Source organism: Tatumella sp. JGM91, assembly GCF_018257575.1.
In the GTDB taxonomy this organism is placed as follows: domain Bacteria; phylum Pseudomonadota; class Gammaproteobacteria; order Enterobacterales; family Enterobacteriaceae; genus Tatumella; species Tatumella punctata.
This window is the reverse complement of record NZ_JAERJP010000015.1, coordinates 1-25,395: the sequence shown is the minus strand read 5'-3', so window position 1 is coordinate 25,395 and position 25,395 is coordinate 1. Positions and strand designations below refer to the sequence as shown.

Sequence of the window (25,395 nt, the reverse complement as noted above, 5' to 3'; positions counted from 1 at the left end):
TCACTGTCCCGACAGAAAGCGTATTCTCATTGTGTTCTCCACATTTCAAATAGTTAAGGACAAGCTATGAGTAAGATTTACGAAGATAATTCGTTAACCATTGGCCATACCCCACTGGTCAGACTTAACCGTATTGGTAACGGGCGTATTCTGGCGAAGGTTGAATCGCGTAATCCAAGCTTTAGCGTAAAATGTCGTATCGGTGCCAACATGATTTGGGATGCGGAGAAACGCGGTATCCTGAAACCCGGCGTCGAACTGGTTGAGCCGACCAGTGGTAATACCGGTATTGCGCTGGCCTATGTTGCAGCAGCCCGTGGCTATAAGCTGACACTGACGATGCCGGAAACAATGTCAGTGGAGAGACGCAAACTTCTTAAAGCACTGGGTGCCAACCTGGTGCTGACCAATGGCGCCCAGGGAATGAAAGGTGCAATCGCCAAAGCAGAAGAAATTGTCGCGACCAATCCGGCAAAATATGTCCTGCTGCAACAGTTCAGTAACCCGGCAAACCCGGAAATCCATGAGCAGACTACCGGCCCGGAAATCTGGGAGGATACGGATGGTGAGGTGGATGTCTTTATTGCTGGTGTTGGCACCGGCGGCACCCTGACAGGCGTCAGCCGTTACCTGAAAAATACCAAAGGCAAAAAATCGCTGGTCAGTGTGGCTGTCGAGCCGACTGACTCTCCGGTCATTACCCAGGCGCTGGCCGGTGAAGAAATCAAACCAGGTCCGCATAAAATTCAGGGTATCGGTGCCGGCTTTATTCCGGAAAATCTTGACCTGTCGCTGGTTGACCGTGTGGCAACGATTACTAACGAAGATGCTATCTTAACTGCCCGCCAGTTAATGGAATCGGAAGGTATTCTTGCGGGGATTTCTTCCGGTGCGGCTGTCGCTGCGGCGGTTCAGCTACAGCAAGAACCTGAATTTGCGGATAAAACTATCGTTGTTATTCTGCCTTCTTCCGGCGAACGCTATCTGAGTACCGCACTTTTTGCTGACCTGTTTACGGAAAAAGAACTGAATCAGTAACATTGAGTTCCGAGCGAACCCTCAGTTCAGATAACGACTAAAGCACCCTTGCGGTGCTTTTTTTGTGCTCTGGATCTCACTTTTACCCTACATCAGATTGATTTACTGCCGGCGGTTCTGCTATCACGCTACTATTTATTTAGAAGCCTAAAATAATTAGTCATTGTTAGAAGCGGATCAAAACCAGCACAATTACTGATAGGGCATAATTAAAAACGGCGGCATAATGGCCCGCAGGCTGACGGCATCAGTCCGGTTATCCTGATAAACCCGGCCTGCCATCCGCATGTAACATTTTTTTTATACGTGTATAGGGTAACAGTTCTGCGGGGGAACCGTCCCCGGTGCTGATACCTATAATAAACTCTGATAACGTTGGGGAAATAAAATGTTCCAGCAAGAAGTCACTATCACAGCACCTAATGGTTTACATACCCGCCCTGCTGCACAATTCGTAAAAGAAGCTAAAGCTTTCCAGTCAGAAATTACCGTCACTTCCAATGGCAAATCTGCCAGTGCCAAAAGCCTGTTTAAGCTGCAAACCCTGGGGTTAACTCAGGGAACGGTCATCACCCTGGCGGCGGAAGGTGAAGATGAACAGCAGGCGGTCGAACATTTAGTAAAACTAATGGCTGAGCTGGAATAATCGTTGCTTTTCTGCGCAAAGGGTGCAGATTTAACACAAACAATGTATAGGTATTGATCGCGGACAAACTGTCTGCGCTATTTTTCCGTAGATTGTTGTTGTTACGGAAAATGGCACCCCGTCATTCTTTTTGGCCATCGTACTTAAAGGTAAGATTATGATTTCAGGTATTCTCGCGTCACCCGGTATCGCTTTTGGCAAAGCTCTGCTGCTGAAAGAAGATGAGATCGTCATCAACCAGCACAAAATCACTGATGCTCAGGCAGAGCCGGAAGTGGCCCGTTTTCTCGAGGGCCGCAGCAAGGCTGCCACCCAGCTGGAAGCCATAAGAATCAAAGCCGGTGAAACTTTCGGTGCAGAGAAGGCTGCCATCTTCGAAGGACATATCATGCTGCTGGAAGATGAAGAGCTGGAACAGGAAATTATTGATCTTATCAGGAAGGATCACTACTCAGCCGATGCGGCTGCGCAGAAGGTAATCGAAAGTCAGGCTATCGCTCTGGAAGACCTTGATGATGAATACCTGAAAGAGCGTGCTGCTGATGTCCGTGATATTGGTAAGCGGTTACTGCAGAATATTCTGGGCCTGAATATTGTCGATTTAAGCGCAATTACCGAAGAAGTTATTCTGGTCGCCAGAGATCTGACCCCTTCAGAAACTGCCCAGTTAAATCTGCAAAAAGTGCTTGGTTTTATTACCGACCTCGGTGGCAGAACGTCCCATACTTCTATTATGGCCCGCTCCCTTGAATTACCGGCAATTGTCGGAACCGGTGACGTCACCAGCCAGGTCAGCAATGGTGATTTTCTGGTGCTGGACGGTGTGAATAACCAGGTCTATATCAACCCGACCGCAGAAGTACTGGCCGGCCTGAAAGATATCCAGGAACAATATCTTAGCGAAAAAGCCGACATGGCTAAGCTGAAAGATCTGCCGGCGATAACCCTGGACGGTCATCAGGTAGAAGTTTGTGCAAATATCGGTACCGTAAGAGATGTGGCAGGTGCCGAGCGTAATGGTGCCGAGGGCGTTGGTCTGTACCGTACCGAGTTTTTGTTTATGGACCGCGACTCCCTGCCTTCTGAAGAAGAACAGTTCGCAGCCTATAAAGCGGTTGCTGAAGCCATGGGTTCTCAGGCGGTTATCGTCCGGACCATGGATATTGGTGGCGATAAAGATCTGCCATATATGAATCTGCCGAAAGAAGATAACCCGTTTCTCGGCTGGCGCGCCATACGTATTGCTATGGACCGCAAAGAGATCCTTCATGCCCAGCTGCGGGCAATTTTACGTGCCTCCAGTTTCGGTAAGCTGCGTATCATGTTCCCGATGATCATCTCTGTTGAAGAAGTCCGCTTCCTGAAAAACGAAATTGAGCTACTTAAAAGTCAATTACGTGACGAAGGTAAAAGTTTTGATGAAAGCATCGAAATCGGAATCATGGTAGAAACTCCTGCATCAGCCGTGATTTCACGCCATCTTGCCAAAGAAGTCGATTTCTTTAGTATCGGGACTAACGACCTTACCCAGTATACTCTGGCCGTCGATCGTGGTAATGATAGAATTTCACATCTCTATAATCCGATGAGTCCTTCTGTACTGGGGCTGATCAAACAGGTTATTGACTCTTCACATGCTGAAGGCAAATGGACCGGGATGTGCGGCGAGTTAGCAGGTGATGAACGTGCTACACTATTATTACTGGGAATGGGGCTGGACGAGTTCAGTATGAGTGCCATTTCAATTCCACGTATCAAAAAAATTATTCGCAATACGAATTTTGGGGACGTTAAAGCGTTAGCAGAACAGGCTCTGGAACAGCCTACCGCAGAAGACTTAATGAAGCTGGTGGACCAATTCATTAAAGAAAAAACTCTCTGTTAGTCTGCAATACGCAAGCCCGAAAATACTGCTCAGGAGAAGATCATGGGATTGTTTTCTAAATTATTTGGCGACAAAGCAGAAAGTACCTCTGGTACTATCGATATCGTCGCTCCTCTGTCTGGCGAGATTGTTAATATTGAAGATGTACCTGACGTGGTTTTTGCAGAGAAGATTGTCGGTGATGGTGTTGCTATCCGGCCTGACGGAAACAAAATGGTTGCGCCGGTCGACGGAACCATTGGTAAAATTTTTGAAACAAACCATGCTTTCTCCATCGAATCTGATAGCGGTATCGAGTTGTTCGTTCACTTTGGTATCGATACGGTTGAGCTGAAAGGTGAAGGTTTTAAACGCATTGCTGCTGAAGGGCAAAAAGTCAGTAAAGGCGATGTGGTTATCGAGTTTGATCTTCCGTTACTGGAAGAGAAAGCCAAATCGACACTGACTCCGGTGGTTATCTCTAATATGGACGAAATTAAAGAACTGCAGAAACTGACGGGTCAGGTCATTGCCGGAGAGACTCCGGTAATCCGTATAAAAAAATAGCTGGTGGCTGACGCCATCCGTACACCGCCAGCCAGAATGCATTCATTCTGGCTGGTTTTCTTTTAATAACACTCCCTTTCCAGTCGTTATTCACAGACATAAAAGCTCCGGTTATTTTGTCTGGTTGTCCTCCCGGCGGTCAGCTTCAGGAGAAATTCATTTTTCAGTTACAGCTCACCTTCATAAATAATTAATTGATACAATTATACATAAAATAATGTCATATGATTTCATAACGTGATTTTCATTTAAATCTGGCATGATTTTTTCCGCCACTCCCGTACTGTCAATATAGTCCGTAACCCCTCTCCGGATAAGCATTGCGACCGCACAATAACACTCAGATAACGATTAACAACCTGCAAAAAACATATTGCCTCCCGTAACAGGGGGAGCTGAACTTAAATAATAATTTTTACTTATCGGAGTGTTGCCTGACTACCACCACCCCGCGGGCGATAAGGGCATACAGGCGTAGACTACTGCCGGATTTTGTCAATGACATACCGCAGAAAAATGAGGGTTGATTTAAAAAAAACCAGGAAATATTAGTTTCATTTACTCTTTATTTAACTATTATTACTGATAAAGGATTAAGAAAAGATTAATTTTTTATGGCAGGAAAAATAAATAAAATTATTCTATTCAACTACATGAACTTTTTTTTAAGTGCGTTATCATACAGGAGTAAATTCATCAGCCTGAATTAAACCATTGCTTGTCTGTTGAAGGTCGATATATCCCTGCAAAGATAAAATCGCAGTCATCAGACATGTATTCATTTGTTATGGAATACGTACTACCTCTTTGTGAGTACTAAAGTTAATGCCAGGAAAACTTATGACAGACTTTCTCCCCTTTTCCAGACCAGCACTGAATGAAGATGATGTCACGGCAATTCGTGAAGTGCTGCAATCAGGCTGGATAACCACCGGACCGAAAAATCAGGCACTGGAAGCTGAATTCTGTCAGTTAACCGGTGCCCGTCATGCCATTGCCGTAAGCTCAGCTACCGGGGGTATGCATGTCACTCTAATGGCATTAGGAATAGGTCCGGGAGATGAGGTGATTACCCCGTCCCTGACCTGGGTATCTACCGCCAATATGATTTCTCTGCTGGGTGCAGAGCCAGTGATGGTCGATGTTGACCCGCAGACCCTGATGGTAACTCCGCAGGCCATTGAAGCTGCCATTACCCCGCGTACCAAAGCTATTATCCCTGTCCATTTTGCCGGTGCTCCGGTCGATCTGGACGCAATCCATGCCATTGCCAGACAGCATAATATCCCGGTGATCGAAGATGCCGCCCATGCCGCAGGCTGTTATTACAAGGGCAGACATGTCGGCTACCGCCAGACCGCTATTTTTTCTTTCCACGCGATTAAGAACGTCACCTGTGCTGAAGGTGGCCTGATCGTTACAGAAGATGATGAACTGGCTAACCGGATAAGAACACTGAAGTTCCACGGACTGGGCGTCGACGCCTTCGACCGGGAAACCCTCGGCCGCAAGCCTCAGGCCGAAGTGATTACCCCGGGCTTCAAATATAACCTGACGGATATTCAGGCGGCGATTGCCCTGAACCAGTTAACTAAACTACCGCAGATCAATGCCCGTCGTGAAGCTATCGCACAACGCTATTTACGCGAACTGGCTGATACGCCTTTCCAGCCACTGGCTCTGCCTGAATGGCCACATCAGCACGCCTGGCATCTGTTTGTACTGCGTATTGATCCACAACGCTGCGGTCTGAACCGCGATCAGTTTATGCAGCAGCTGAAAGAGAGAAATATCGGTACCGGATTACACTTCCGGGCAGTACATACCCAGAAGTACTACCGCGAACGCTTTCCGTCATTATCCCTCCCCGCCACTGAATGGAACAGTGATCGTATCTGTTCTATCCCCTTGTTCCCGGATATGACAGACGAGGATTGCAGCAGAGTTATTGCCGCTATTCATGAAATTGCAGAGAGCTGAAATGCTAAATTCTTATGTTGTAAAAAAAGTATCGGTCGTTATCCCTGTGTATAACGAACAGGAAAGTCTGCCAGTACTGATCTCCCGGACCTCAGCCGCCTGTGAACAATTGGCTAAACCCTATGAAATTCTGCTGGTTGATGATGGCAGCAGTGATGAATCCGCACAGCTGATTATTGATGCAGCAGAGCAGCCTGACAGCCATATCGTGGCGGTATTACTGAACCGTAACTACGGACAACACTCGGCAATTATGGCTGGCTTCAGCTATGTTACCGGAGATCTGATTATCACTCTGGATGCCGACCTGCAAAACCCGCCAGAGGAAATTCCGCGGCTGGTGACTACTGCAGAACAAGGCTATGACGTGGTAGGTACCGTTCGTCAGAATCGTCAGGACAGCCCGTTCCGTAAAATTGCTTCAAAAATGATTAACCGTCTTATCCAGAGTACCACCGGTAAGGCTATGGGTGACTACGGCTGTATGTTACGCGCCTATCGCCGCCCGATTATCGAGGCGATGCTGCACTGCCAGGAAAGAAGTACTTTTATTCCGATTCTGGCGAATACCTTTGCCCGTCATACGACTGAAATTCCGGTACTGCATGCAGAGCGGGAGCATGGTACGTCAAAATACAGCTTTATGCGGCTGATTAACCTGATGTATGACCTGGTGACCTGCCTGACCACCACCCCGCTGCGTATGCTCAGTGTGGTTGGTGCACTGATTGCCTGCTCCGGATTCCTGTTCGCCTTCCTGTTGGTGGTACTGCGCTTAATCTTCGGCGCCCGCTGGGGTGCCGAAGGGGTCTTCAGCTTATTCGCGATTTTATTTATTTTTATTGGCGCACAGTTTATCGGCATGGGATTACTCGGCGAATATATCGGCCGGATTTACAGTGATGTCCGTGCCCGTCCGCGCTATTTCGTGCAGCGTGTCGTCAATCACGCCACAGCTTCAACTACAGATACTGAGGAAGAATTATAATGAAAGCTATTGTCTTTGCTTACCATGACATGGGATGTGTTGGTGTTAAGGCACTGATTGACGCCGGTTATCAGATTGCGGCTATCTATACTCACCTTGATAACCCCGGAGAAAATCACTTTTTCGGTTCCGTCGCTCATCTGGCTGCTGAACATAATATCCCGGTATTCTCCCCGGAAAATGTTAACCATCCATTGTGGATTGAACGGATTAAACAAAGCGCACCGGACATTATTTTTTCTTTTTATTACCGTGACCTGATTTGCGATGAAATCCTGGCCATTCCTCAGCAGGGTGCGTTTAATCTGCACGGTTCATTGCTGCCACGCTATCGTGGCCGCGCTCCGCTGAACTGGGTACTGGTGAACGGCGAAACCGAAACCGGTGTTACCCTGCATCAGATGGTGACGCGCGCGGATGCCGGTGATATTGCAGGTCAGCACAAAGTCTCTATCGATCCCAACGATGATGTCCTGCGTCTGCATAAAAAACTGACCCATACAGCCAAACAATTGCTGGCAGAACAGTTACCACTGATTGAAGCCGGTCAGCACACCCTGACACCGCAGGATGAAAAAAATGCCACCTATGTAGGTCGCAGAACGCCTGCGGATGGAAAACTCGACTGGACTAAAACCGCCACAGAACTGCATAACCTGGTAAGGGCTGTCAGTGAGCCCTGGCCTGGTGCGTTCGGTTATGTGGGTACTACACGTTTTATCGTCTGGAAATCCAGAGTACACCAGGACCTGCCGGTGGCGGTTCCGGGGAAAATTCTCTCAACGTCCCCTCTGATTATTGCGACCGCTGAGGGGGCTCTGGAGGTCGTCACCGGTCAGACAGACAACAGCGTTTATATGCAGGGTTCAGAGCTGGCCAATACCCTGGGTCTGGTTGAAGGTGCCCTGCTCAGCAGCCAGCCGGTAACCTCGGTGAAAAAGCGCACCCGCGTCTTGATCCTCGGTGTGAATGGCTTTATCGGTAACCATCTGACCGAACGCCTGTTACAGGACGATAACTACGAAGTCTTTGGTATGGATATCGGTTCTGATGCTATTGGCCGCTTCCTGTCGAATGAACGTTTCCATTTTGTCGAAGGCGACATTACTATTCACACGGAATGGATTGACTACCACATTAAAAAATGTGATGTCATTTTACCGCTGGTCGCCATTGCCACACCGGTAGAATACACACGTAATCCGTTGCGGGTATTTGAACTGGACTTTGAAGAAAACCTGAAAATAATCCGTGGTTGCGTCAAATACAAAAAACGTATCATTTTCCCTTCCACCTCAGAAGTCTACGGTATGTGTACCGATAAGACCTTTGATGAAGATAATTCCAATCTGGTGGTCGGGCCAATTAATAAACAACGCTGGATCTATTCGGTTTCTAAACAGTTACTGGATCGGGTTATCTGGGCTTATGGTGAAAAAGAAGATCTGCGTTTCACCCTGTTCCGTCCGTTTAACTGGATGGGGCCACGCCTGGACAGCCTGAACTCAGCCCGTATCGGCAGCTCCCGTGCGATTACCCAGTTAATTCTTAATCTGGTTGAAGGGTCACCAATCAAACTGGTTGATGGCGGTGCCCAGAAACGCTGCTTTACTGATATCAGCGATGGTATTGAAGCGCTGTTCCGGATTATCGAAAATAAAAACGGTAAATGTGACGGCCAGATTATCAACATCGGTAACCCGGAAAATGAAGCAAGTATCCGTGAACTGGCAGAAATGCTGTACCGCTGTTTCGAACGGCATCCACTGCGTGATAACTTCCCGCCGTTTGCCGGATTCCGTGAAATTGAAAGCAGCAGCTATTACGGTAAAGGGTATCAGGATGTGGAACATCGTAAACCCGATATCCGTAATGCCCGTCGTTTACTGGACTGGACCCCGGAAATCGAAATGGAAAAAACTGTCGAACAGACACTGGATTTCTTCCTGAAAACAGTCACTACCCCGGATCAGATCCAATGAAAAAAGTGGGCCTGCGCATCGATGTTGATACCTGGCGGGGAACCCGCCACGGTGTCCCCGCGCTGCTGGATGCCATGGAAAATGCCGGGGTCAGATCCAGCATTTTCTTTAGTGTCGGCCCGGACAATATGGGGCGCCATTTATGGCGCCTGATTAAACCGCAATTTCTCTGGAAAATGCTGCGCTCCGGCGCTCCGTCATTGTATGGCTGGGATATCCTGCTGGCCGGCACCGCCTGGCCAGGCCGGCTGATTGGTCAGGGAAATGCAGATATCATCCGCAGGGCAGCACAACAGCATGAAACCGGCTTACACGCCTGGGATCATCATGCCTGGCAGATGTGGGCAGGTGTCTGGAAAATCCCCCGGTTATCTGCACAAATCCAGCGCGGCAAACAAGCGCTGGAAGCGATAACCGGTATCCCTGTGGCCTGCTCCGCCGTGGCAGGATGGCGTGCTGACCAGCGGGTCGTTAAAGCCAAGCAGCCGTTTGGCTTTCGTTATAACAGTGACTGCAGGGGAACCACCCCGTTCCGCCCGCAACTCACTGAATCCACCCCCGGTACAGTACAGATCCCGGTGACACTACCCACCTGGGATGAAGTCGTCGGTAGTCAGGTCACCGCTGAAAACTTCAACCGTTTTATCCTTGATGCCATGCACAACGACACAGGAACACCGGTCTATACCATCCATGCGGAAGTGGAAGGGATTATCGGGCTGGAGGATTTTATCCGGTTGCTGGGTATGGCCCGCGAGGAAGGGATTGAATTCGTTCCGCTCAGCCAGTTATTACCTGAATCTGAACTTTCACTGCCTGTCGGCAAAATTATCCGTGGTACCCTGCCTGGCCGTGAGGGCTGGCTGGGATGTCAAACTCTTCTACCCCGGCGTTAAACCAATGAAAGCAACAAAATACGGATTTACCCTGCTGGTGCTTTACGCACTCAGCTATCTTCTGCCGCTGGAGTTCCGGTCTCTCTGGCAACCGGACGAGTTCCGTTACGCGGAAATCAGCAGAGAAATGCTGGCAAACCATAACTGGGTGGTGCCGCATTTCTTTGGCCTGCGCTATTTTGAAAAACCGATCGCCGGCTACTGGATTAACAATATCAGCCAGTTGTTGTTCGGCCACAATAACTTTGCGGTACGATTTGGTTCGGTATTCTCAATTACTGTCAGCGCGTTGCTGGTCAGTTGGATAGCCTCACGTATCTGGCAGGATCGCCGGATTACTGTCTTTTCTGCCGTCATCTATCTGAGTTGCATGCTGGTATACGCCATTGGTACTTATGCAGTTCTGGACCCGATGATTACCCTGTGGATGACAGCTGCTATGGCCGCGTTCTGGCTGGCAGCCAGTGCCGAAACCCCGGGAAAAAGGGCTATCGCTTATCTGCTGTTAGGACTGACCTGCGGTATGGGAGTGATGACCAAAGGTTTCCTGGCGCTGGCCATTCCTGTTATCAGTATTATTCCGTGGGTTATTGTCACCCGCCGCTGGCGGGAAGTTCTGATCTACGGCCCGCTGGCAGTCATCAGCGCAACACTGATTACCTTGCCCTGGGCCCTGGCGATTAATGCCCGTGAACCTGACTTCTGGCACTATTTCTTCTGGGTGGAACATATTCAGCGTTTTGCCGAATCTGATGCACAGCATAAGGCACCGTTCTGGTATTACGTTCCGGTATTACTGGCCGGCACACTGCCGTGGCTGGGTTACCTGCCAGCAGCCCTGAAAAGCGGCTGGCAGCAACGCCATCAAAACCACGGGGCAGTCTACCTGCTGGGCTGGGCAGTGATGCCGTTTCTGTTTTTCAGTATCGCAAAAGGCAAATTACCGACTTATATCCTGCCCTGCTTTGCCCCGCTGGCCATTCTGCTGGCAAATGTTGCCTGTCGCACTTACCAGCAGATAAAACACAGTGCCACGGCGAATGGCTGGATCAATCTGTTATTTGGCCTGCTGGGTGTCACTGCGCTACTGGTCAGCTATCTGATGCCGTCACACCCGTTATTTGCTCCCCATGAAATTACCGGTTTGCTACTGGCATTACTGGCGTTTCTGTTCTGGGCTGTGATCGGGCTGATAACCTTACTGCGCCCCGAAAAACGCTGGTGTGCGGCAGTGCTCTGCCCGTTAGTGCTGGTGCTGACCGTAGGTTATACCATTCCTGAACGTATCCGTGATGCTAAACAGCCACAAGACTTCCTTAACCAAATCAGTCACCGGATGGCTCGCAGTCACTATATTCTGGCGGAAAATGTCGGTATCGCTTCCGGCATCGCCTGGCAGTTAAAACGTCAGGATATTAACCTGTTTGATGAGTCGGGAGAAATGCGTTACGGACTGGCGTATCCGGACGGAAAAGGACGATTGATCACCCGTCAGCAATTCCCTGACTGGCTGGCTCCCCGTCGTCAGCAAGGGGTATCGATGGTATTCCTGTTACCGAAAAACAAGGACCTTGATCAAATGCAGCTACCGGCACCTGATTTCAGCTATCAGCAAGGTCGTCTGCTGTATGTTGAATATGGTCCGAAGAAATGACCTATGCCTTACTGCTGCTGTCCAGTCTGTTAAGCTGCCTGGGACAGCTATGTCAGAAACAGGCCGCCTCTGCGCGGCCTGGCCGTCCCCGCCACCAGCATCTGTTGCTTTGGCTGGGGCTGGCTATACTCTGTCTTGGCGTGGCCATGTTGTTATGGCTGCTGGTATTACGTGCCTTACCCGTAGGGATCGCCTACCCGATGCTGAGTATGAACTTTATCTGGATCACCCTCGCCGCCCGCTGGATATGGCATGAACCCGTCAGCCCGCGCCACTGGTGCGGCACCGGTCTGATTGTAGCCGGAATAATTCTGCTTAGCGGGGCTATCTGATGGGCTATCTTCCGGCACTGTGCAGTGTCTTACTGGTCAGTTTCGCCCAGCTGGCGATGAAATACGCCATGAGCAGTTTACCGTCCGGCCTTGGCATAAGCGAAACCGGTCTGTTTTTCCTGCAACATCTTTCCGCCACCGGTTTTCTGTTCGCCGGGCTGGCCGGGTATGCTTTATCAATGGGCTGCTGGTACCTGACCTTAAAATACCTGCCACTCAGTAAAGCTTATGCACTGCTCAGCCTGAGTTATATTGTTGTCTGGGCACTGGCATTAGCGCTGGGTCTGCAGGGAGATGAGTTTTCGTTAAAAACCCTGACGGGCATATTATTGGTGATCGCCGGCGTCACATTAGTCTGTCTGCCGGCAACCGCAAAAAAATAGACACCGGGAGCGAAATGCTGCCGACGACCTGACTTATTGCGGATGCCAGTGGGGTAACCGCAGTGAGATCTCCAGACCGCCTCCTGGCCGGTTACCGGCCCTGACCTCCCCATGATGTGCCAGTATCACTTTACGTACAATCGCCAGCCCCAGCCCGTACCCCTTACCTGACTGCGCGGATGCAACCCGCACAAAGGGGTCGAAAATACTCGATAGTTTATCCGGCTCTACCCCTGGCCCCTGATCGCGGATAACTATTGTCAGCCACTCCTGTTCTGCCTGCAGAATAATATCAATGGACTGTCCGGCCGAAGAGAACCGCAAGGCATTTCTCAGTACATTTTCGATACAACGCCGGACCATTTCAGCGTTACCCTGTACCATAAAATCGGCATTCTCATCATAACTGACATGAATATCTACCTGCGGAACCTGAGCTTCGAAACGTGCATCAGCCACCACCGCATCCAGTAAACTGGTCAGTTCAAAATATTGTTCGCGCACCATATGGGCATGTTCTGCGCGGGAAAACGTCAGCAGTTCACCGATCATTTTGTCCAGCTTGCGGGCTTCGTTATCAATGCGTTCCAGCGAGTCATATACATTATCGGGTGACTGGCGGGCCAGTGCGGTTGCCAGCTGTAAACGCGCCAGCGGAGTACGCAACTCATGGGAGATATCATGTAATAACTCTTCACGGGCTTTTACCAGCACATCTAACCGTTCCACCATGGCATCAAAATCGCGTGCCACCACCGAAAATTCATCGTGCCGGCGCTGCATTTTGCCGAATAAACGAACCGACAGATCACCGCTGGAAATATGACGAAACCCTTCCCGTAACTGCCGCATTGGCCGGGTCAGATTCCAGGCCAGTAACAGACTGAACAGTAATCCCATCGGGATAGCAAACACAACCACCGGCATCGGTATATGCAGAAAACGCTGGATAACAGGCAAAGTACCGCCCCGTCTTCGCGGATGGTCTGCATGCATATCCATAGAAATCACATAGTCTGTATTATCCGGTGCCGTTACCTGCCGGGTCAGGCGATCCGGAGGCGGGCCGCCGGGAGATTCAGGACGTTCACTCGCCAGCTGTAACTGTGTCACCGAGCGCAGCACTGCCGGCCATTCGGCTTCTGCCTGCTCAAGTCCCGCCGGCCCATGTAGTTCAACCTGTTTAGCCGCCTGATCCAGCTGCAGACTTAATGTCTGTCTCAATAACTGTTGCTCCGGGGGTTCTGATCCCAGCAGGCTGAATCCCAGCCATAAAAACTGGCTGATCACCAGAAAGACCAGCATAAACCCCAGTAACATTTTCCAGAACAGGCGTCCCGGATAATCATAGTTCATCGGATACGATAACCAATGCTGCGCACGGTCTCGATATTCAGTTGGTCGTTAGTCAGTTTACTCAGCTTTTGCCGGATATTACTGACATGGACATCAACACTGCGGTCATAGGCTTCGCGCTGGCGACCAAGGGCTTTTTCAGAAAGTTCATCTTTTGATACCACCCGGTCACTGGCAGCCAGCAACAGTTCCAGCAGATTAAATTCCGACGCGGTAAGATCAAATGCCTGACCTTTCCATGAGGATACGCGGGTCGCCGGGTCCAGGGACAAATCACCGTGAATAAGCTGTTCTTTTTTCTCTTCCCTGGCGGGCTGTTCATCAAAACGTCGCATCACAGAACGCAGACGGGCAACCAGTTCTCTGGGATAGCAGGGTTTAGGGACATAATCATCTGCCCCCATCTCCAGCCCGATCACCCGGTCAATATTGTCCCCTTTGGCGGTCAGCATAATCACCGGTAAGCGGCTGCTATGGCGCACCTGCCGCAATACATCAATACCACTCATATCTGGCAGCATAATATCGAGGATCATCGCACTGTACTGGCCTGAGAGCGCACTGGTGATAGCCTCTTTTCCGGTCATCACCAGTGCGTTGCTAAAACCTTCACCTTCAAGATACTGACTAAGCATACTGCCCAGTTCATGATCATCATCAACCAGCAAAATCTTCATAAACGTTCTCTTTCTGTAAAATAACGCCATTCTGACCCGATCCCGCGCGGGTTACCGCAGTATTTTCACTATCCTTACATGATGCCCTGTCTGCGGCTGTATAATTTGCTATTCATAGACCCCGGTGGAGAGGTAACGATCGCCGCGATCACAAATAATAGCGACAACTTTCGCACCGGGCGTGGCCGCGGCAATCTGTAGTGCACCGGCCACTGCCCCGCCGGAACTCATACCGCAAAAAATACCTTCCAGCCTTGCCAGATTACGCATGGTTTCTGTCGCCAGGGCTTCTGACATATCGATGGTTCTGTCGACCCATTGCGGCTGAAAAATACCCGGCCGGTAGGCTGCAGACCAGCGGCGGATCCCCGGGATCTGCGCCCCCTCTTCAGGCTGCAGACCTATCACCTGTACCGCAGAATCCTGCTGTTTAAGATAACGTCCCACTCCGCTGATAGTCCCCGTTGTCCCCATGCTGGAAACAAAATGCGTCAGCCGGCCCCCTGTCTGCTGCCAAATCTCCGGCCCGGTGGTCATAAAGTGCCCCAGAGGATTATCAGGATTATTAAACTGATCCAGTACCTTGCCTTCACCTCTGGCTGCCATTGCCGCGGCTAAATCACGGGCACCCTCTATTCCTCCCTGTTGCTGGCTGACCAGTATCAGTTCTGCGCCATAAGCTTTCATCGCCGCCTGGCGTTCAGGGCTCATATTATCCGGCATCAGTAACTTCATCCGGTACCCTTTCATGGCCGCAATCATTGCTAAGGCGATACCCGTATTGCCACTGGTCGCCTCTATCAGAGTATCGCCCGGCGCAATATCACCACGACATTCCGCCTGCTGTATCATCGAATACGCCGCCCGGTCTTTTACCGAACCGGCCGGATTATTACCTTCCAGTTTAACCAGCACCTGACTGCCGTTATCCGCGACCAGCCGCTGCAAACTGATTAAAGGGGTATTACCTATGGTACTTTCCAGAGTTATCACGGGGATCCCTGCCTATAAAAACGAAAACAGCCTGTCCGCGGTGAAAGCGCCAGGCTGTTTTACAGACCAGGTAACGAAAGTATCAGGCAGTTTCTGCAAAGGCAACAGGTTGTATTAACCGGTGCCCCTGATAAATTCTCGCCTGATCCACACCAATATATAAGCGCTCACCGCGCGATGGCGGCGTATGTCCGTCGTCACAGACCAGGGTCAGATCGGCGGCTTCCCAGCCCGACGGCTGCACCAGCAATTGCCAGAAATGACCACGCGGACTGGCTTCAACCACCTTCACCGCCAGTGGTGTATTGGCTGAGTACTCACGGCTGATCTCCGTCTCCCAGGGGCGCAGAAACAGTTCAACCTGGCCCTGTACTTCCGGTAACTCAGCCAGCGACCAGTGATGGCCTGCGACCTGTAACTGATTACCGGCCATGGTGCCTTCCAGCCGGTTAATTTCGCCGAGGAATTCAAGTACAAAACGGGATACAGGCTGCTGCCAGACCTGTTCCGGGGTCCCGGTCTGCTCTATATTTCCCTGACTCATCACCACAATCCGGTCTGCAACCTCCATCGCTTCTTCCTGGTCATGAGTCACGAACACGCTGGTGAATTGCAGTTCTTCGTGTAACTGGCGTAACCAGCGGCGTAATTCTTTACGTACCTGAGCGTCCAGCGCACCAAAAGGTTCATCCAGCAGCAGGATATGAGGATCAACCGCCAGTGCCCTGGCCAGCGCAACCCGTTGTTTTTGTCCGCCGGATAACTGTGCGGGAAAACGTCCTGCAAGGTGCGATAACTGCACCATTTCCAGCAGACGAGTGACTTTCTTTTTAATTTCCGCGGAGGACGGACGTTCCCGCCGCGGCAGTACTGTCAGACCAAATGCCACATTATCAAACACGGTCATATGCCGGAATAAGGCGTAGTGCTGAAAAACAAAGCCGACATGGCGATCTCTGGCATGTAACTGGCTGACATCACGGTTATGAAACGAAATCTGTCCGCTGTTCTGGTGTTCAAGCCCGGCAATAATACGTAATAAGGTTGTTTTCCCCGAACCGGAAGGCCCGAGTAATGCCACCATTTCTCCGGAAGCGATATCCAGAGAGATATCATTAAGTACCGGGGTTTTACCGAAAGACTTATTAATCTGATGAATATTAATGCTCATAGTTGCCGTCCTGTTGCTGACGCTGATGCTGACGCTCCAGACGCCATTGCAGTGCGCTTTTCAAAAATAAAGTGACAATCGCCATCAGGGCCAGCAGAGCTGCCGCTGTAAATGCACCGACTGTATTATAATCCTGGTGTAATAATTCGACCTGTAATGGCAGGGTATAAGTTTCGCCGCGGATCGAACCGGAGACTACCGATACCGCACCGAACTCACCCAGTGCACGGGCATTAGTCAGTACCAGCCCGTACAATAATGCCCAGCGGATATTAGGTAACGTAACACGCCGGAACATTTGCCAGCCGCTGGCACCAAGCAGGATAGCTGCTTCATCTTCCTGGCTCCCCTGGCTTAACATCACCGGCACCAGTTCACGGATCACAAACGGGCAGCTGATAAAAATAGTCACCAGCACCATCCCCGGCCAGGCAAACATGACCTGAATATTATGCGCATCCAGCCAGTGTCCCGCAGGGCCATTAATTCCCCAGAACAGCAAATACAGTAGCCCCACCACCACCGGCGAAATTGCGAATGGAATATCAAATAATGTCAGTAATAATTGCCGGCCAGGGAAATTAAACCGGCTGACCAGCCAGGCCAGCAGAGTACCGAACACCAGATTCACCGGTACTGTGATTAAGGCGATCATCACTGTCATCCAGATTGCATGCAGCATATCCGGGTCTGCCAGGTTATCCAGGGAAGCAACGATGCCTTTACCCAGCGCTTCCCAGAAAATCGAAATCAGCGGTACCACCAGCATCAGCACAGACAGCAATATCCCGGCAGTCATCAGCAGTAAACGGCCCGGGTGAAACGATTTTCTGGCCCGCAGCGGCTGCGTAGTAACTTCAGTCATCAGTGCCCCCCTAAACGACGGCCATAGCGGCTTTGCAGCACATTAATCCCAAACAGCAGCACCAGTGATGCCGCCATAATAACTGAAGCAATCGCGCTGGATGCCGGGAAGTCGAATTCCTGCTGGCGGATAAAAATCATCAGCGAGATAACCTCAGTTTTCCAGGCAATATTGCCGGCGATAAAGATCACTGCACCAAATTCGCCCAGGCTGCGGGTAAACGACAGAGCGGTCCCGGCCAGCAGTGACGGCGCAAGTTCGGGAAGAATAACGCGGTAAAAAGCCTGCCAGGGCCGTGCACCGAGGGTTTCTGCCGCTTCTTCATATTCCGGCCCCAGCTCTTCGAGCACCGGCTGAACGGTACGGATCACAAAAGGTATACTGGTAAATGCCATTGCTACCGCGATGCCCAGCCAGGTATAGGAAACTTTAATCCCGAACTGTGCCAGCCATTGCCCGTACCAGCCAGTGGTGGAAAATAAACCGGCCAGGGTCAGACCGGCGACTGCGGTGGGCAGAGCAAAAGGTAAATCCATCAGCCCGTTCAGCAGGGTTTTTCCCGGAAAAGTATAACGGGTCAGAATCCAGGCCATCAGCATGCCAAATACGGCATTAAAAGCCGATGCCAGTGCGGCCGATAATAGGGTCACTTTATAGGCTGCGACTAATTCTGGTTCGGTCACTACATGCCAGTAGTCAGCCCAGGTCATTTTTGACAACTGGATCACTAACGCACTCATCGGGAGTAACAGAATCAGACAGGTAAAAAACAGGCTGGTGCCCAGACTTAAACCAAATCCGGGTAATACCCGTTTATGACGCATTTGTTTCATTACTTATGTCCTGCTGACTGCAATTTATCGAATTCCCCGCCACTGGCGAACTGGGTCTGCATCGCCCTCTCCCAGCTGCCAAACAGGTCTTCAACACGAAACAATGACACCTGCGGGAAGCGGGATTTATTTTCGGCCATTAACTGAGGGTTGTTGACGCGGTAGTAGAAACTGGTGATGACTTTCTGTGCCTGCGGACTGTACAGGAACCGGAGATACTGGCTGGCCGCCTCAGCATTACCATCTGCGGCGACATTTCGGTCTATCCGGGCCACCGGAAACTCTGCCAGAATATTGGTCTGCGGTACCACAACCTCAAACTGCGAGGCCGGATACTGCTGACGAATATTATTTACTTCCGATTCAAAACTTATCAGGACATCACCGATACCACGTTCGGCAAAGGTAGTGGTCGAGCCACGGCCTCCTGTATCGAATACCGCGACATTATTCACAAAACGGCGCATAAAGGCCTCCGTTTTCGTCGGCGTATTTCCATCGGCTTTTGCTGCTGCTCCCCATGCCGCAAGCCAGGTATAACGGCCATTGCCGGAGGTTTTCGGATTAGGAAATACCAACTGAAGACCACTGCGGGTCAGATCTGACCAGTCATGGATATTTTTCGGGTTCCCTTTGCGGACAAGAAAAGCCATGGTGGAGTAAAAAGGAGAACTATTATCAGGTAAACGACGTTGCCAGTTGGCCGGGATCAGCTGGCCCCGGTCATGCAGTATTTGTACGTCAGAGACCTGATTATAGGTAACGACATCCGCCTTCAGCCCCTGCAGAATAGCCAGTGCCTGTTTCGACGAACCGCCGTGAGACTGACGAATGGTGAGTTTGTCAGCCGGATGCGCCTGATCCCATTGGGCGATAAAAAGCGGATTCAGCGCCGCGAATAACTCACGGGAAACATCGTAAGAACTGTTAAGCAGAGTGGTGGCATGTGCTGCACCGGCAGTAAACAGTATCAGCAGTACCCCACTGACCCGTTTTTTACCCTTTACCTTCATTAACTTACCCCTGAACACAAACGCGGCCGCTGTTAGCCGCATAATTAGTGTATTTATTTCTCAGGGCAAAGCTGTAGCGGTTTTATATACCGATTATTGCTTTAAAAGCATAAAAACGCATAAGGGCTGTCAGATAAATACTATCAGGCAATGATCGCGGGAATAGTCAGGTCAGCGGACCGACTCCGCCGACCTGTACCCCGGGGGAACGGTTTATAGTGCAGATAATTGTGACAATGACGGGGCATAAAAATAACTGCCGCTAACCGGCTTTGAAAAACGCAATAGCCCGTCATATTTACCATCGCTTTCGCCGAACATGCTCAGTAATTGCTGCTCAATATTGTGCAACCGTGCACAGTAAGCAATAAAATAGAGCCCATGCGTGCCGCTGACGGTGCCATAAGGCAGACTCTGGCGCAGAATTTTCAGCCCGGCACCATTCTCTTTGAGGTCGACACGGCTAAGGTGAGAAGTGACCGGACGAGTATCCGCGGGTAATTCTTCGTTGCTGTCTTTGGTACGTCCGATGATTGCTTCTTGCTTCGCGACCGGCAGTTTATGCCATGAGGTGAGGTTATGTTCCCAGCGCTGAGTAAACACATAACTGCCACCGGCATCTTCTCCGTCGGCAATAATGGCAACCTGCTGACGCTTCTCACCTTTCGGGTTTTCGGTGCCATCAACAAAACCACTCAGATCACGGTCTTCAACCCAGCGAAACCCCTGAGTTTCTTCACTGACATCCATCAGCGGACCCAGCAGTTCCATCGCAATCTGTCCAAGAGAGAAGTTCACATCCTGTCGCTGGGACTGGATATGAATCAGTACGTCGCGCTGCGTTGCCGGAGCCATACCTTTACCCAGCGGCCGGAAATCTTTAAGCTCAGGCGCAGAGGCTGAAACACCGTTCAAATCACGCCACAGTGCAGCACCAAAGGCAATAACACTGCCCAGCCGCGCATCGGGGTATTTTTGCTGCAGGGCTTTCTGCCGCGAGAGATACTCGCGGATTTGCATCCCTGCCTGCGCTAAATCACCGTTAAACGCGCCCTCCAGCCACAGGCCGGCACGGCAATGCTCCGGCAAAATACCACTCTGATAGTCCGTCACTGTCTGTATCTCCGATAGTCAGTAAAATCAATGTCTCTGTTCATATCCCTATGATACCGGAAATTCATTAACATAACCTTTATCAAAGCAAGGGATTATACTCCGCCAGACAGCGATTGCTGCCAGACAATGCGGGTCAGGGTCCAGTTTTTCAGTGTTTCATCTGCCGGCATAATCCCCTGCGGTCCGTGCCACTCACCCTGATAAATATACCGTATATGCTGGCTGTCCGGTGCCTGACAACTGACCTGCTCTCCGTTTTCCAGCGGCTGGCAGTGACCAAAGGCCTGGGTGTAGACCTCAGAAAATTTACTGCCTGTTTTCACGCCGCTGGCCGAAGTAATCGCCGGATCAGATACATCGATACGTGACACTGTGCTTTGCCCCTGAATAACCAGCATCACCTGCCCGTCACGTAACGCCTGCCAGAAAGTGACAATATCGCCGTTTTCTGTACGCATCCCCTGCCGCAATTGATAGTCGCTGCCCAGCGCCTCACTGATTCCGGCTTCGGTCATCGGCGTCAGCCCGGTTAATCCGCCAACACCTTGTTCGCTGACAGTGGCTGAAGCACCAAACCAGTGCCAGGGTAATGCCGATGACCAGGAGTAGCTCAGTGGGTTCCACCATCTGACAGGATCATTGCCGGAGACATCATGATTTCCGCTGCCGGCACAGCCTGACAGTAAGATCACTCCGCTAAGCAGTGTGGTTTTCAGTAATTTCATCGCTATTTCTGTCCCTTTCGCAATAAGCTAATGCCGGATTGGAGTGATAAAACCGCAAAAAGTTTATTCTTCTGCCGGGAATTCCGGAACAAAACAGTCTTTCAGCCGGCGGCTGGTCAGCAACCAGCAGGCCGACAGCAGATCAAATATGAGTAAAATTAATGGTAACGGAGACTGTTGTAACAATACATAACTCAGTTGTGAGCACTGCCAGCCAAAAGTCACCAGCGAGCAGGCAACTAATAACCAGCGCCAGCCTCTCCATAACACAGGAAAACGCCGCCGGTAACCGCTCAGGAAAAATGCCGCAACCGCACTCAGTCCCAGCGCCAGACCAGGGTAAAAACCCTGCGTATCCGGATAAAATAAATTCAGCAGGGTTTCCCCCTGTTGCCGGGATGCACCGGCAACCACTAACACTATCCAGGTACGTGCCTGAAATATCAGGATCAGCCAGAATAAAAATGGCAACCGCAGTTGCCCTTTATTGTCATAATTTTCGGGAGAATAATCGATCAAAATACACCAGACACCCTGTCAGAACGGACTAAACCGTATCACTACGCTGATGCTCAGTACTCACGATCTTCAATCAGTCGTTTGCCTAAAATCAGCGAATCCACAATTTCGTATTCAAGTTTTTCATAAAAACCCAGTACGATATCGTTCTCTTCACGCACCATCAGATTGATCTTCGGGCAGCCGCGGGCAATCAGTTTCTTTTCCAGCCGGTTCATCAGTGCATTAGCAAACCCGCGGCCACGAAAATCAGGGTCAACCCCCAGATAATATACAGACCCACGGTGGCCGTCGTACCCCCCCATCAGGGTTGCCACCACCTGTCCGCCGGCGATTGCCACCAGAAACAGGTCCGGATCATGGTGCATTTTTCTTTCTATATCCATTTCAGGATCATTCCAGGGACGCAGTAAATCACAGCGCTCCCAGAGGGTGATGACTTCATCAAAGTCTTCCTGGCGAAATCCACGAATTTCCATCGCGAGGCCTCTGTCGTTGAGATATGGGCAGATTATGGCGTTTTCCCCTTTATCTGCAACCCTGAGAGGTGAACAAAAGCAGAAAAATCTGCCTTTTGTAAAGAACAGAACTGAAACACCCGGTAAAAGGCTGAAATATTTGCCTTGTCGCAATCCTCCGAATGTTACGATATAACAATGGAATGTTGATCTAAACTAACTCTCCGGATGACGATGGAAGTGCTGATGAAAAAATTATCCCCGCTGAAACGACTGGTAAATCGCCGCCAGTTACTCTTATCCGGTCTGGCATTAGCGGTACTTTCCCCGCGTGGTGTGTTAGCCCGGGAACATACCATCAAGCCCGTCGCCCAGCCGGCAAAACCCGTGAGTAATGGTAAATTTATCGTTATGATTGACCCCGGACATGGTGGCATTGATTCGGGGGCGGTCGGTGAAGAAGGCTCCATGGAAAAACATGTGGTACTGGAAATTGCCGGCACCATTCGTCAGCTACTCAACGACCATCCTCATATTGAAGTCCGGCTCACCCGCGACAGTGACCATTTTATTCCTCTGTATCAGCGGGTGGAAATTGCCAGCCAGCACGGCGCCAACCTGTTTATGTCAATTCATGCTGACGGTTACACCAGCCCGGAGGCACACGGGGCTTCGGTATTTGCGCTATCCAATCGCGGCGCGACCAGCGCCATGGCCCGTTATCTTTCTGAACGGGAAAACGCTGCCGATGATGTCGCCGGACTCAAAGTGCAGGAGAAAGATCACTACCTGCAACAGATTCTGTTCGATTTAGTCCAGACCAATACCATCAAAAACAGTCTGACACTCGGTAAACATGTGCTGGATAAAATCAGGCCGGTACACCATTTACACAGTCAGCACACGGAACAGGCGGCATTTGCCGTATTAAAATCGCCGTCTATCCCCTCGGTTCTGGTCGAAACGTCGTTTATTACCAATCCGGCAGAAGAAAAACTGCTGGGTTCTGCGGTTTTCCGCCATAAAATTGCCACCGCCATTACCGCAGGGATTGTAAATTATTATAATGAATCCGCTATCCACAATCGCCGGATAAGTTAGGTATAATCAGCAAAACCCCACAATAAATGATGTGATATGAACGTTCCCGACAAACATAAGGTCAAGGAGTTCCTGCTCTCATTACAGGACCAAATCTGTCAAAAACTGGCAGCTGCCGACGGCTCCGGAGGATTCGCGGAAGATGCCTGGCAACGGGAAGCCGGCGGTGGCGGACGTTCCCGTGTACTGCGAGATGGCGCGATATTCGAACAGGCTGGCGTTAATTTCTCTCATGTTTACGGTGAGAATATGCCAGCCTCAGCCACGGCTCACCGGCCGGAACTGGCTGGTCGCAGTTTTGAAGCCATGGGCGTATCGCTGGTTATTCATCCCCATAGCCCTTATATCCCCACCAGTCATGCCAATGTGCGCTTTTTTATTGCCGAGAAACCCGACGCTGACCCCATCTGGTGGTTTGGCGGTGGCTTTGACCTGACACCATTCTACGGTTTCACCGAAGATGCGGTTCACTGGCACCAGACGGCCAGAAATATTTGTCAGCCCTTCGGAGATGACCTCTTCCCGCGTTATAAAAAATGGTGTGATGACTATTTTCATCTGCGTCACCGCAACGAACAGCGGGGTATCGGCGGTCTGTTCTTTGATGATCTGAATACCCCTGACTTTGACCAGTGTTTTGCTTTTACCCGCGCCGTAGGCACCGGTTTTACCGACGCCTATTTGCCGATTGTCGAACGGCGTAACGCCCTGACCTGGGGTGAACGTGAACGGCAGTTTCAGCTTTATCGTCGCGGCCGTTATGTTGAATTTAATCTGGTCTGGGACCGTGGCACCCTGTTTGGTTTACAAACCGGGGGCAGAACTGAGTCTATTCTGATGTCGATGCCCCCCCAGGTACGCTGGGAATATAACTACCAGCCGTCTGCAGGTTCTGCCGAAGCAGAGCTGTATGAAAAATTCCTGCCTGTAAAAGACTGGGTATAGCCTGCCATCCCTGTACACGGGAGAATATTTAGCAATGATTCTCCCGCCCCTGCCTTTTTTTGGCCTGTTTCATGGTGTTACCTGTCGCTATTATCGGAGAAAACGTATTTTCTTCCCCGATAAATTCCGGCACAGTGTTAAATTCCTGTTACCAATTGTTCCGTCACCGATGGAATAACTGCTTTAGAAAGAATGAGAACGCTGCATGAACCCGCTTGATGCATTAAAACAATTTACAACAGTAGTCGCTGACAGCGGCGATTTTCAGTCAATTTGTGACTACCAGCCGCAGGACGCTACCACCAATCCCTCTCTGGTACTAAAAGCAGCCACATTACCTGCCTGCCGCCATCTGATCGACGAAGCTATCGATTACGCCCGTCGGCAAGGGGGGAATACCGAAACACGGATCATTAATGCCAGTGATCGCGTTGCCGTCAATCTCGGTGTGGAAATTCTGAAAAACATTCCCGGCAGAGTTTCGACTGAAGTAGATGCCCGTTTGTCTTTTAACCGTGGTATGTGTGTAGCAAAAGCCGAAAAACTGCTGCGGATGTATGAAGATCAGGGGATTGACCGTTCGCGGATACTGATAAAACTGGCATCCACCTGGGAAGGAATTAAAGCCGCAGAGGAACTGGAACAGAACGGTATCAATTGTAATCTGACCCTATTGTTCTCATTTGCTCAGGCAAGAGCCTGTGCAGAAGCCGGCGTTTATCTGATCTCTCCTTTTGCCGGCCGCATTTATGACTGGCACCACAGCCGTACTCCTCTGTCACCTTATCAGGCAGACCAGGACCCGGGAGTAAAATCCGTACGCAGTATTTACGACTATTATAAAAAGCACCGTTACACCACCATCATTATGGGTGCCAGCTTCCGTAATACGGAACAAATTCTTGCACTGGCAGGCTGTGACCGCCTGACTATTGCTCCGGCATTATTACAGGCGCTGAAAAACAGTCAGGTACCGGTGGTACAAAAACTGCGGCCGCCGGTGGAAGCATTTCACCAGCCGGCCCCGCTCTCTGAAGATGAATTCCGCTGGCAACATAATCAGGATGCAATGGCGGTAGATAAACTGTCTGAAGGTATCCGTCAGTTCGCCATTGACCAGCAAAGACTGGAAGATATGCTGGCCGCCCGACTTTAACTCTGTTACTTATTTTTAAATCAGCCGGAGCTACCTATGCCCTCACATAAAGAACTCGCCAATGCGATCCGTGCCCTCAGTATGGACGCTGTGCAAAAAGCCAAATCCGGTCACCCGGGTGCCCCGATGGGCATGGC

The 25,395-nt window shown here is 50.5% G+C and carries 25 protein-coding genes; 14 read left to right on the top strand and 11 right to left on the bottom strand.

The window, feature by feature from the left end; genetic code table 11:
- The first annotated feature begins 66 nt into the window (after positions 1-66).
- The 11 genes from cysK (at position 67) to arnF (ending at position 12,330) form a co-directional block, all read left to right on the top strand.
- Positions 67-1,038: a cysteine synthase A gene (gene cysK / locus JK198_RS11330; RefSeq protein ID WP_212708469.1), complete on the top strand. Its 972-nt coding sequence runs from the start codon at positions 67-69 to the stop codon at positions 1,036-1,038.
- A gap of 388 nt (positions 1,039-1,426) precedes the next feature.
- Complete coding sequence (gene ptsH, locus JK198_RS11325) at positions 1,427-1,684, top strand: phosphocarrier protein Hpr (RefSeq protein ID WP_038022729.1); 258 nt, start codon at positions 1,427-1,429, stop codon at positions 1,682-1,684.
- A 157-nt stretch (positions 1,685-1,841) separates the two neighbouring features.
- Positions 1,842-3,569, top strand: a complete 1,728-nt coding sequence (gene ptsI, locus JK198_RS11320) for a phosphoenolpyruvate-protein phosphotransferase PtsI (protein ID WP_212708468.1) — start codon at positions 1,842-1,844, stop codon at positions 3,567-3,569.
- A 42-nt stretch (positions 3,570-3,611) separates the two neighbouring features.
- On the top strand, positions 3,612-4,115 hold the full coding sequence (gene crr / locus JK198_RS11315) for a PTS glucose transporter subunit IIA (RefSeq protein WP_212708467.1): 504 nt from the start codon (positions 3,612-3,614) through the stop codon (positions 4,113-4,115).
- An 840-nt stretch (positions 4,116-4,955) separates the two neighbouring features.
- Positions 4,956-6,095 (top strand): UDP-4-amino-4-deoxy-L-arabinose aminotransferase, encoded by a 1,140-nt coding sequence (gene arnB / locus JK198_RS11310; RefSeq protein WP_212708466.1) that lies wholly within the window; start codon positions 4,956-4,958, stop codon positions 6,093-6,095.
- A gap of 1 nt (position 6,096) precedes the next feature.
- Positions 6,097-7,083 (top strand): undecaprenyl-phosphate 4-deoxy-4-formamido-L-arabinose transferase, encoded by a 987-nt coding sequence (gene arnC, locus JK198_RS11305; RefSeq protein ID WP_212708465.1) that lies wholly within the window; start codon positions 6,097-6,099, stop codon positions 7,081-7,083.
- A complete protein-coding gene (gene arnA / locus JK198_RS11300) occupies positions 7,083-9,065 on the top strand; it encodes a bifunctional UDP-4-amino-4-deoxy-L-arabinose formyltransferase/UDP-glucuronic acid oxidase ArnA (RefSeq protein ID WP_212708464.1) in 1,983 nt (660 codons plus the stop codon). The genes arnC and arnA overlap by 1 nt, the downstream gene beginning before the upstream one ends.
- A complete protein-coding gene (gene arnD / locus JK198_RS11295; protein ID WP_212710545.1) occupies positions 9,062-9,961 on the top strand; it encodes a 4-deoxy-4-formamido-L-arabinose-phosphoundecaprenol deformylase in 900 nt (299 codons plus the stop codon). The genes arnA and arnD overlap by 4 nt, the downstream gene beginning before the upstream one ends.
- A gap of 4 nt (positions 9,962-9,965) precedes the next feature.
- Positions 9,966-11,615 carry a lipid IV(A) 4-amino-4-deoxy-L-arabinosyltransferase gene (gene arnT / locus JK198_RS11290; protein WP_212710546.1) on the top strand — a complete coding sequence of 550 codons (1,650 nt, stop codon included), beginning with the start codon at positions 9,966-9,968 and terminating at the stop codon, positions 11,613-11,615.
- Positions 11,612-11,947 (top strand): 4-amino-4-deoxy-L-arabinose-phosphoundecaprenol flippase subunit ArnE, encoded by a 336-nt coding sequence (gene arnE / locus JK198_RS11285; protein WP_212708461.1) that lies wholly within the window; start codon positions 11,612-11,614, stop codon positions 11,945-11,947. The genes arnT and arnE overlap by 4 nt, the downstream gene beginning before the upstream one ends.
- A complete protein-coding gene (arnF, locus tag JK198_RS11280; protein WP_212708460.1) occupies positions 11,947-12,330 on the top strand; it encodes a 4-amino-4-deoxy-L-arabinose-phosphoundecaprenol flippase subunit ArnF in 384 nt (127 codons plus the stop codon). Before arnE ends, arnF begins: the two co-directional genes overlap by 1 nt.
- A 33-nt stretch (positions 12,331-12,363) precedes the next feature.
- Here arnF and JK198_RS11275 read toward each other — a convergent pair whose 3' ends face one another.
- From JK198_RS11275 to JK198_RS11225, 11 genes are all read right to left on the bottom strand, one after another.
- Positions 12,364-13,686 carry an ATP-binding protein gene (locus JK198_RS11275; protein ID WP_212708459.1) on the bottom strand — a complete coding sequence of 441 codons (1,323 nt, stop codon included), beginning with the start codon at positions 13,684-13,686 and terminating at the stop codon, positions 12,364-12,366.
- Entirely contained in the window at positions 13,683-14,363 is a 681-nt protein-coding gene (locus JK198_RS11270) for a response regulator transcription factor (protein WP_212708458.1), read from the bottom strand. The genes JK198_RS11275 and JK198_RS11270 overlap by 4 nt, the downstream gene beginning before the upstream one ends.
- Positions 14,364-14,471: 108 nt before the next feature.
- Positions 14,472-15,356, bottom strand: coding sequence for a cysteine synthase CysM (cysM, locus tag JK198_RS11265; RefSeq protein ID WP_212708457.1), 885 nt, complete (start codon positions 15,354-15,356; stop codon positions 14,472-14,474).
- Between the two features lie 82 nt (positions 15,357-15,438).
- Entirely contained in the window at positions 15,439-16,527 is a 1,089-nt protein-coding gene (cysA, locus tag JK198_RS11260) for a sulfate/thiosulfate ABC transporter ATP-binding protein CysA (RefSeq protein ID WP_212708456.1), read from the bottom strand.
- Positions 16,517-17,392, bottom strand: a complete 876-nt coding sequence (gene cysW / locus JK198_RS11255; RefSeq protein WP_212710547.1) for a sulfate/thiosulfate ABC transporter permease CysW — start codon at positions 17,390-17,392, stop codon at positions 16,517-16,519. Before cysW ends, cysA begins: the two co-directional genes overlap by 11 nt.
- Positions 17,392-18,225, bottom strand: coding sequence for a sulfate/thiosulfate ABC transporter permease CysT (gene cysT / locus JK198_RS11250; protein ID WP_212708454.1), 834 nt, complete (start codon positions 18,223-18,225; stop codon positions 17,392-17,394). The genes cysW and cysT overlap by 1 nt, the downstream gene beginning before the upstream one ends.
- On the bottom strand, positions 18,225-19,238 hold the full coding sequence (gene cysP / locus JK198_RS11245; protein ID WP_212708453.1) for a thiosulfate ABC transporter substrate-binding protein CysP: 1,014 nt from the start codon (positions 19,236-19,238) through the stop codon (positions 18,225-18,227). Before cysP ends, cysT begins: the two co-directional genes overlap by 1 nt.
- A 213-nt stretch (positions 19,239-19,451) precedes the next feature.
- Positions 19,452-20,351 carry a Dyp-type peroxidase gene (locus JK198_RS11240; protein WP_212708452.1) on the bottom strand — a complete coding sequence of 300 codons (900 nt, stop codon included), beginning with the start codon at positions 20,349-20,351 and terminating at the stop codon, positions 19,452-19,454.
- A gap of 95 nt (positions 20,352-20,446) precedes the next feature.
- Complete coding sequence (locus tag JK198_RS11235) at positions 20,447-21,079, bottom strand: RpoE-regulated lipoprotein (RefSeq protein WP_212708451.1); 633 nt, start codon at positions 21,077-21,079, stop codon at positions 20,447-20,449.
- A gap of 63 nt (positions 21,080-21,142) precedes the next feature.
- Positions 21,143-21,601 carry a DUF2919 domain-containing protein gene (locus JK198_RS11230; protein WP_212708512.1) on the bottom strand — a complete coding sequence of 153 codons (459 nt, stop codon included), beginning with the start codon at positions 21,599-21,601 and terminating at the stop codon, positions 21,143-21,145.
- Positions 21,602-21,651: 50 nt separating this feature from the next.
- The gene (locus JK198_RS11225) at positions 21,652-22,077 is read right to left on the bottom strand and encodes a GNAT family acetyltransferase (RefSeq protein ID WP_212708450.1); all 426 of its coding nucleotides are present in this window, start codon (positions 22,075-22,077) and stop codon (positions 21,652-21,654) included.
- Positions 22,078-22,302: 225 nt separating this feature from the next.
- On the opposite strand from JK198_RS11225, the gene amiA reads away from it, so the two are divergent.
- The 3 genes from amiA (at position 22,303) to tal (ending at position 25,258) form a co-directional block, all read left to right on the top strand.
- Positions 22,303-23,157, top strand: coding sequence for an N-acetylmuramoyl-L-alanine amidase AmiA (amiA, locus tag JK198_RS11220; RefSeq protein ID WP_212710548.1), 855 nt, complete (start codon positions 22,303-22,305; stop codon positions 23,155-23,157).
- Between the two features lie 36 nt (positions 23,158-23,193).
- The gene (gene hemF / locus JK198_RS11215) at positions 23,194-24,102 is read left to right on the top strand and encodes an oxygen-dependent coproporphyrinogen oxidase (protein WP_212708448.1); all 909 of its coding nucleotides are present in this window, start codon (positions 23,194-23,196) and stop codon (positions 24,100-24,102) included.
- Positions 24,103-24,307: 205 nt separating this feature from the next.
- On the top strand, positions 24,308-25,258 hold the full coding sequence (gene tal / locus JK198_RS11210) for a transaldolase (protein WP_212708447.1): 951 nt from the start codon (positions 24,308-24,310) through the stop codon (positions 25,256-25,258).
- The last annotated feature ends 137 nt before the right edge of the window (positions 25,259-25,395 follow it).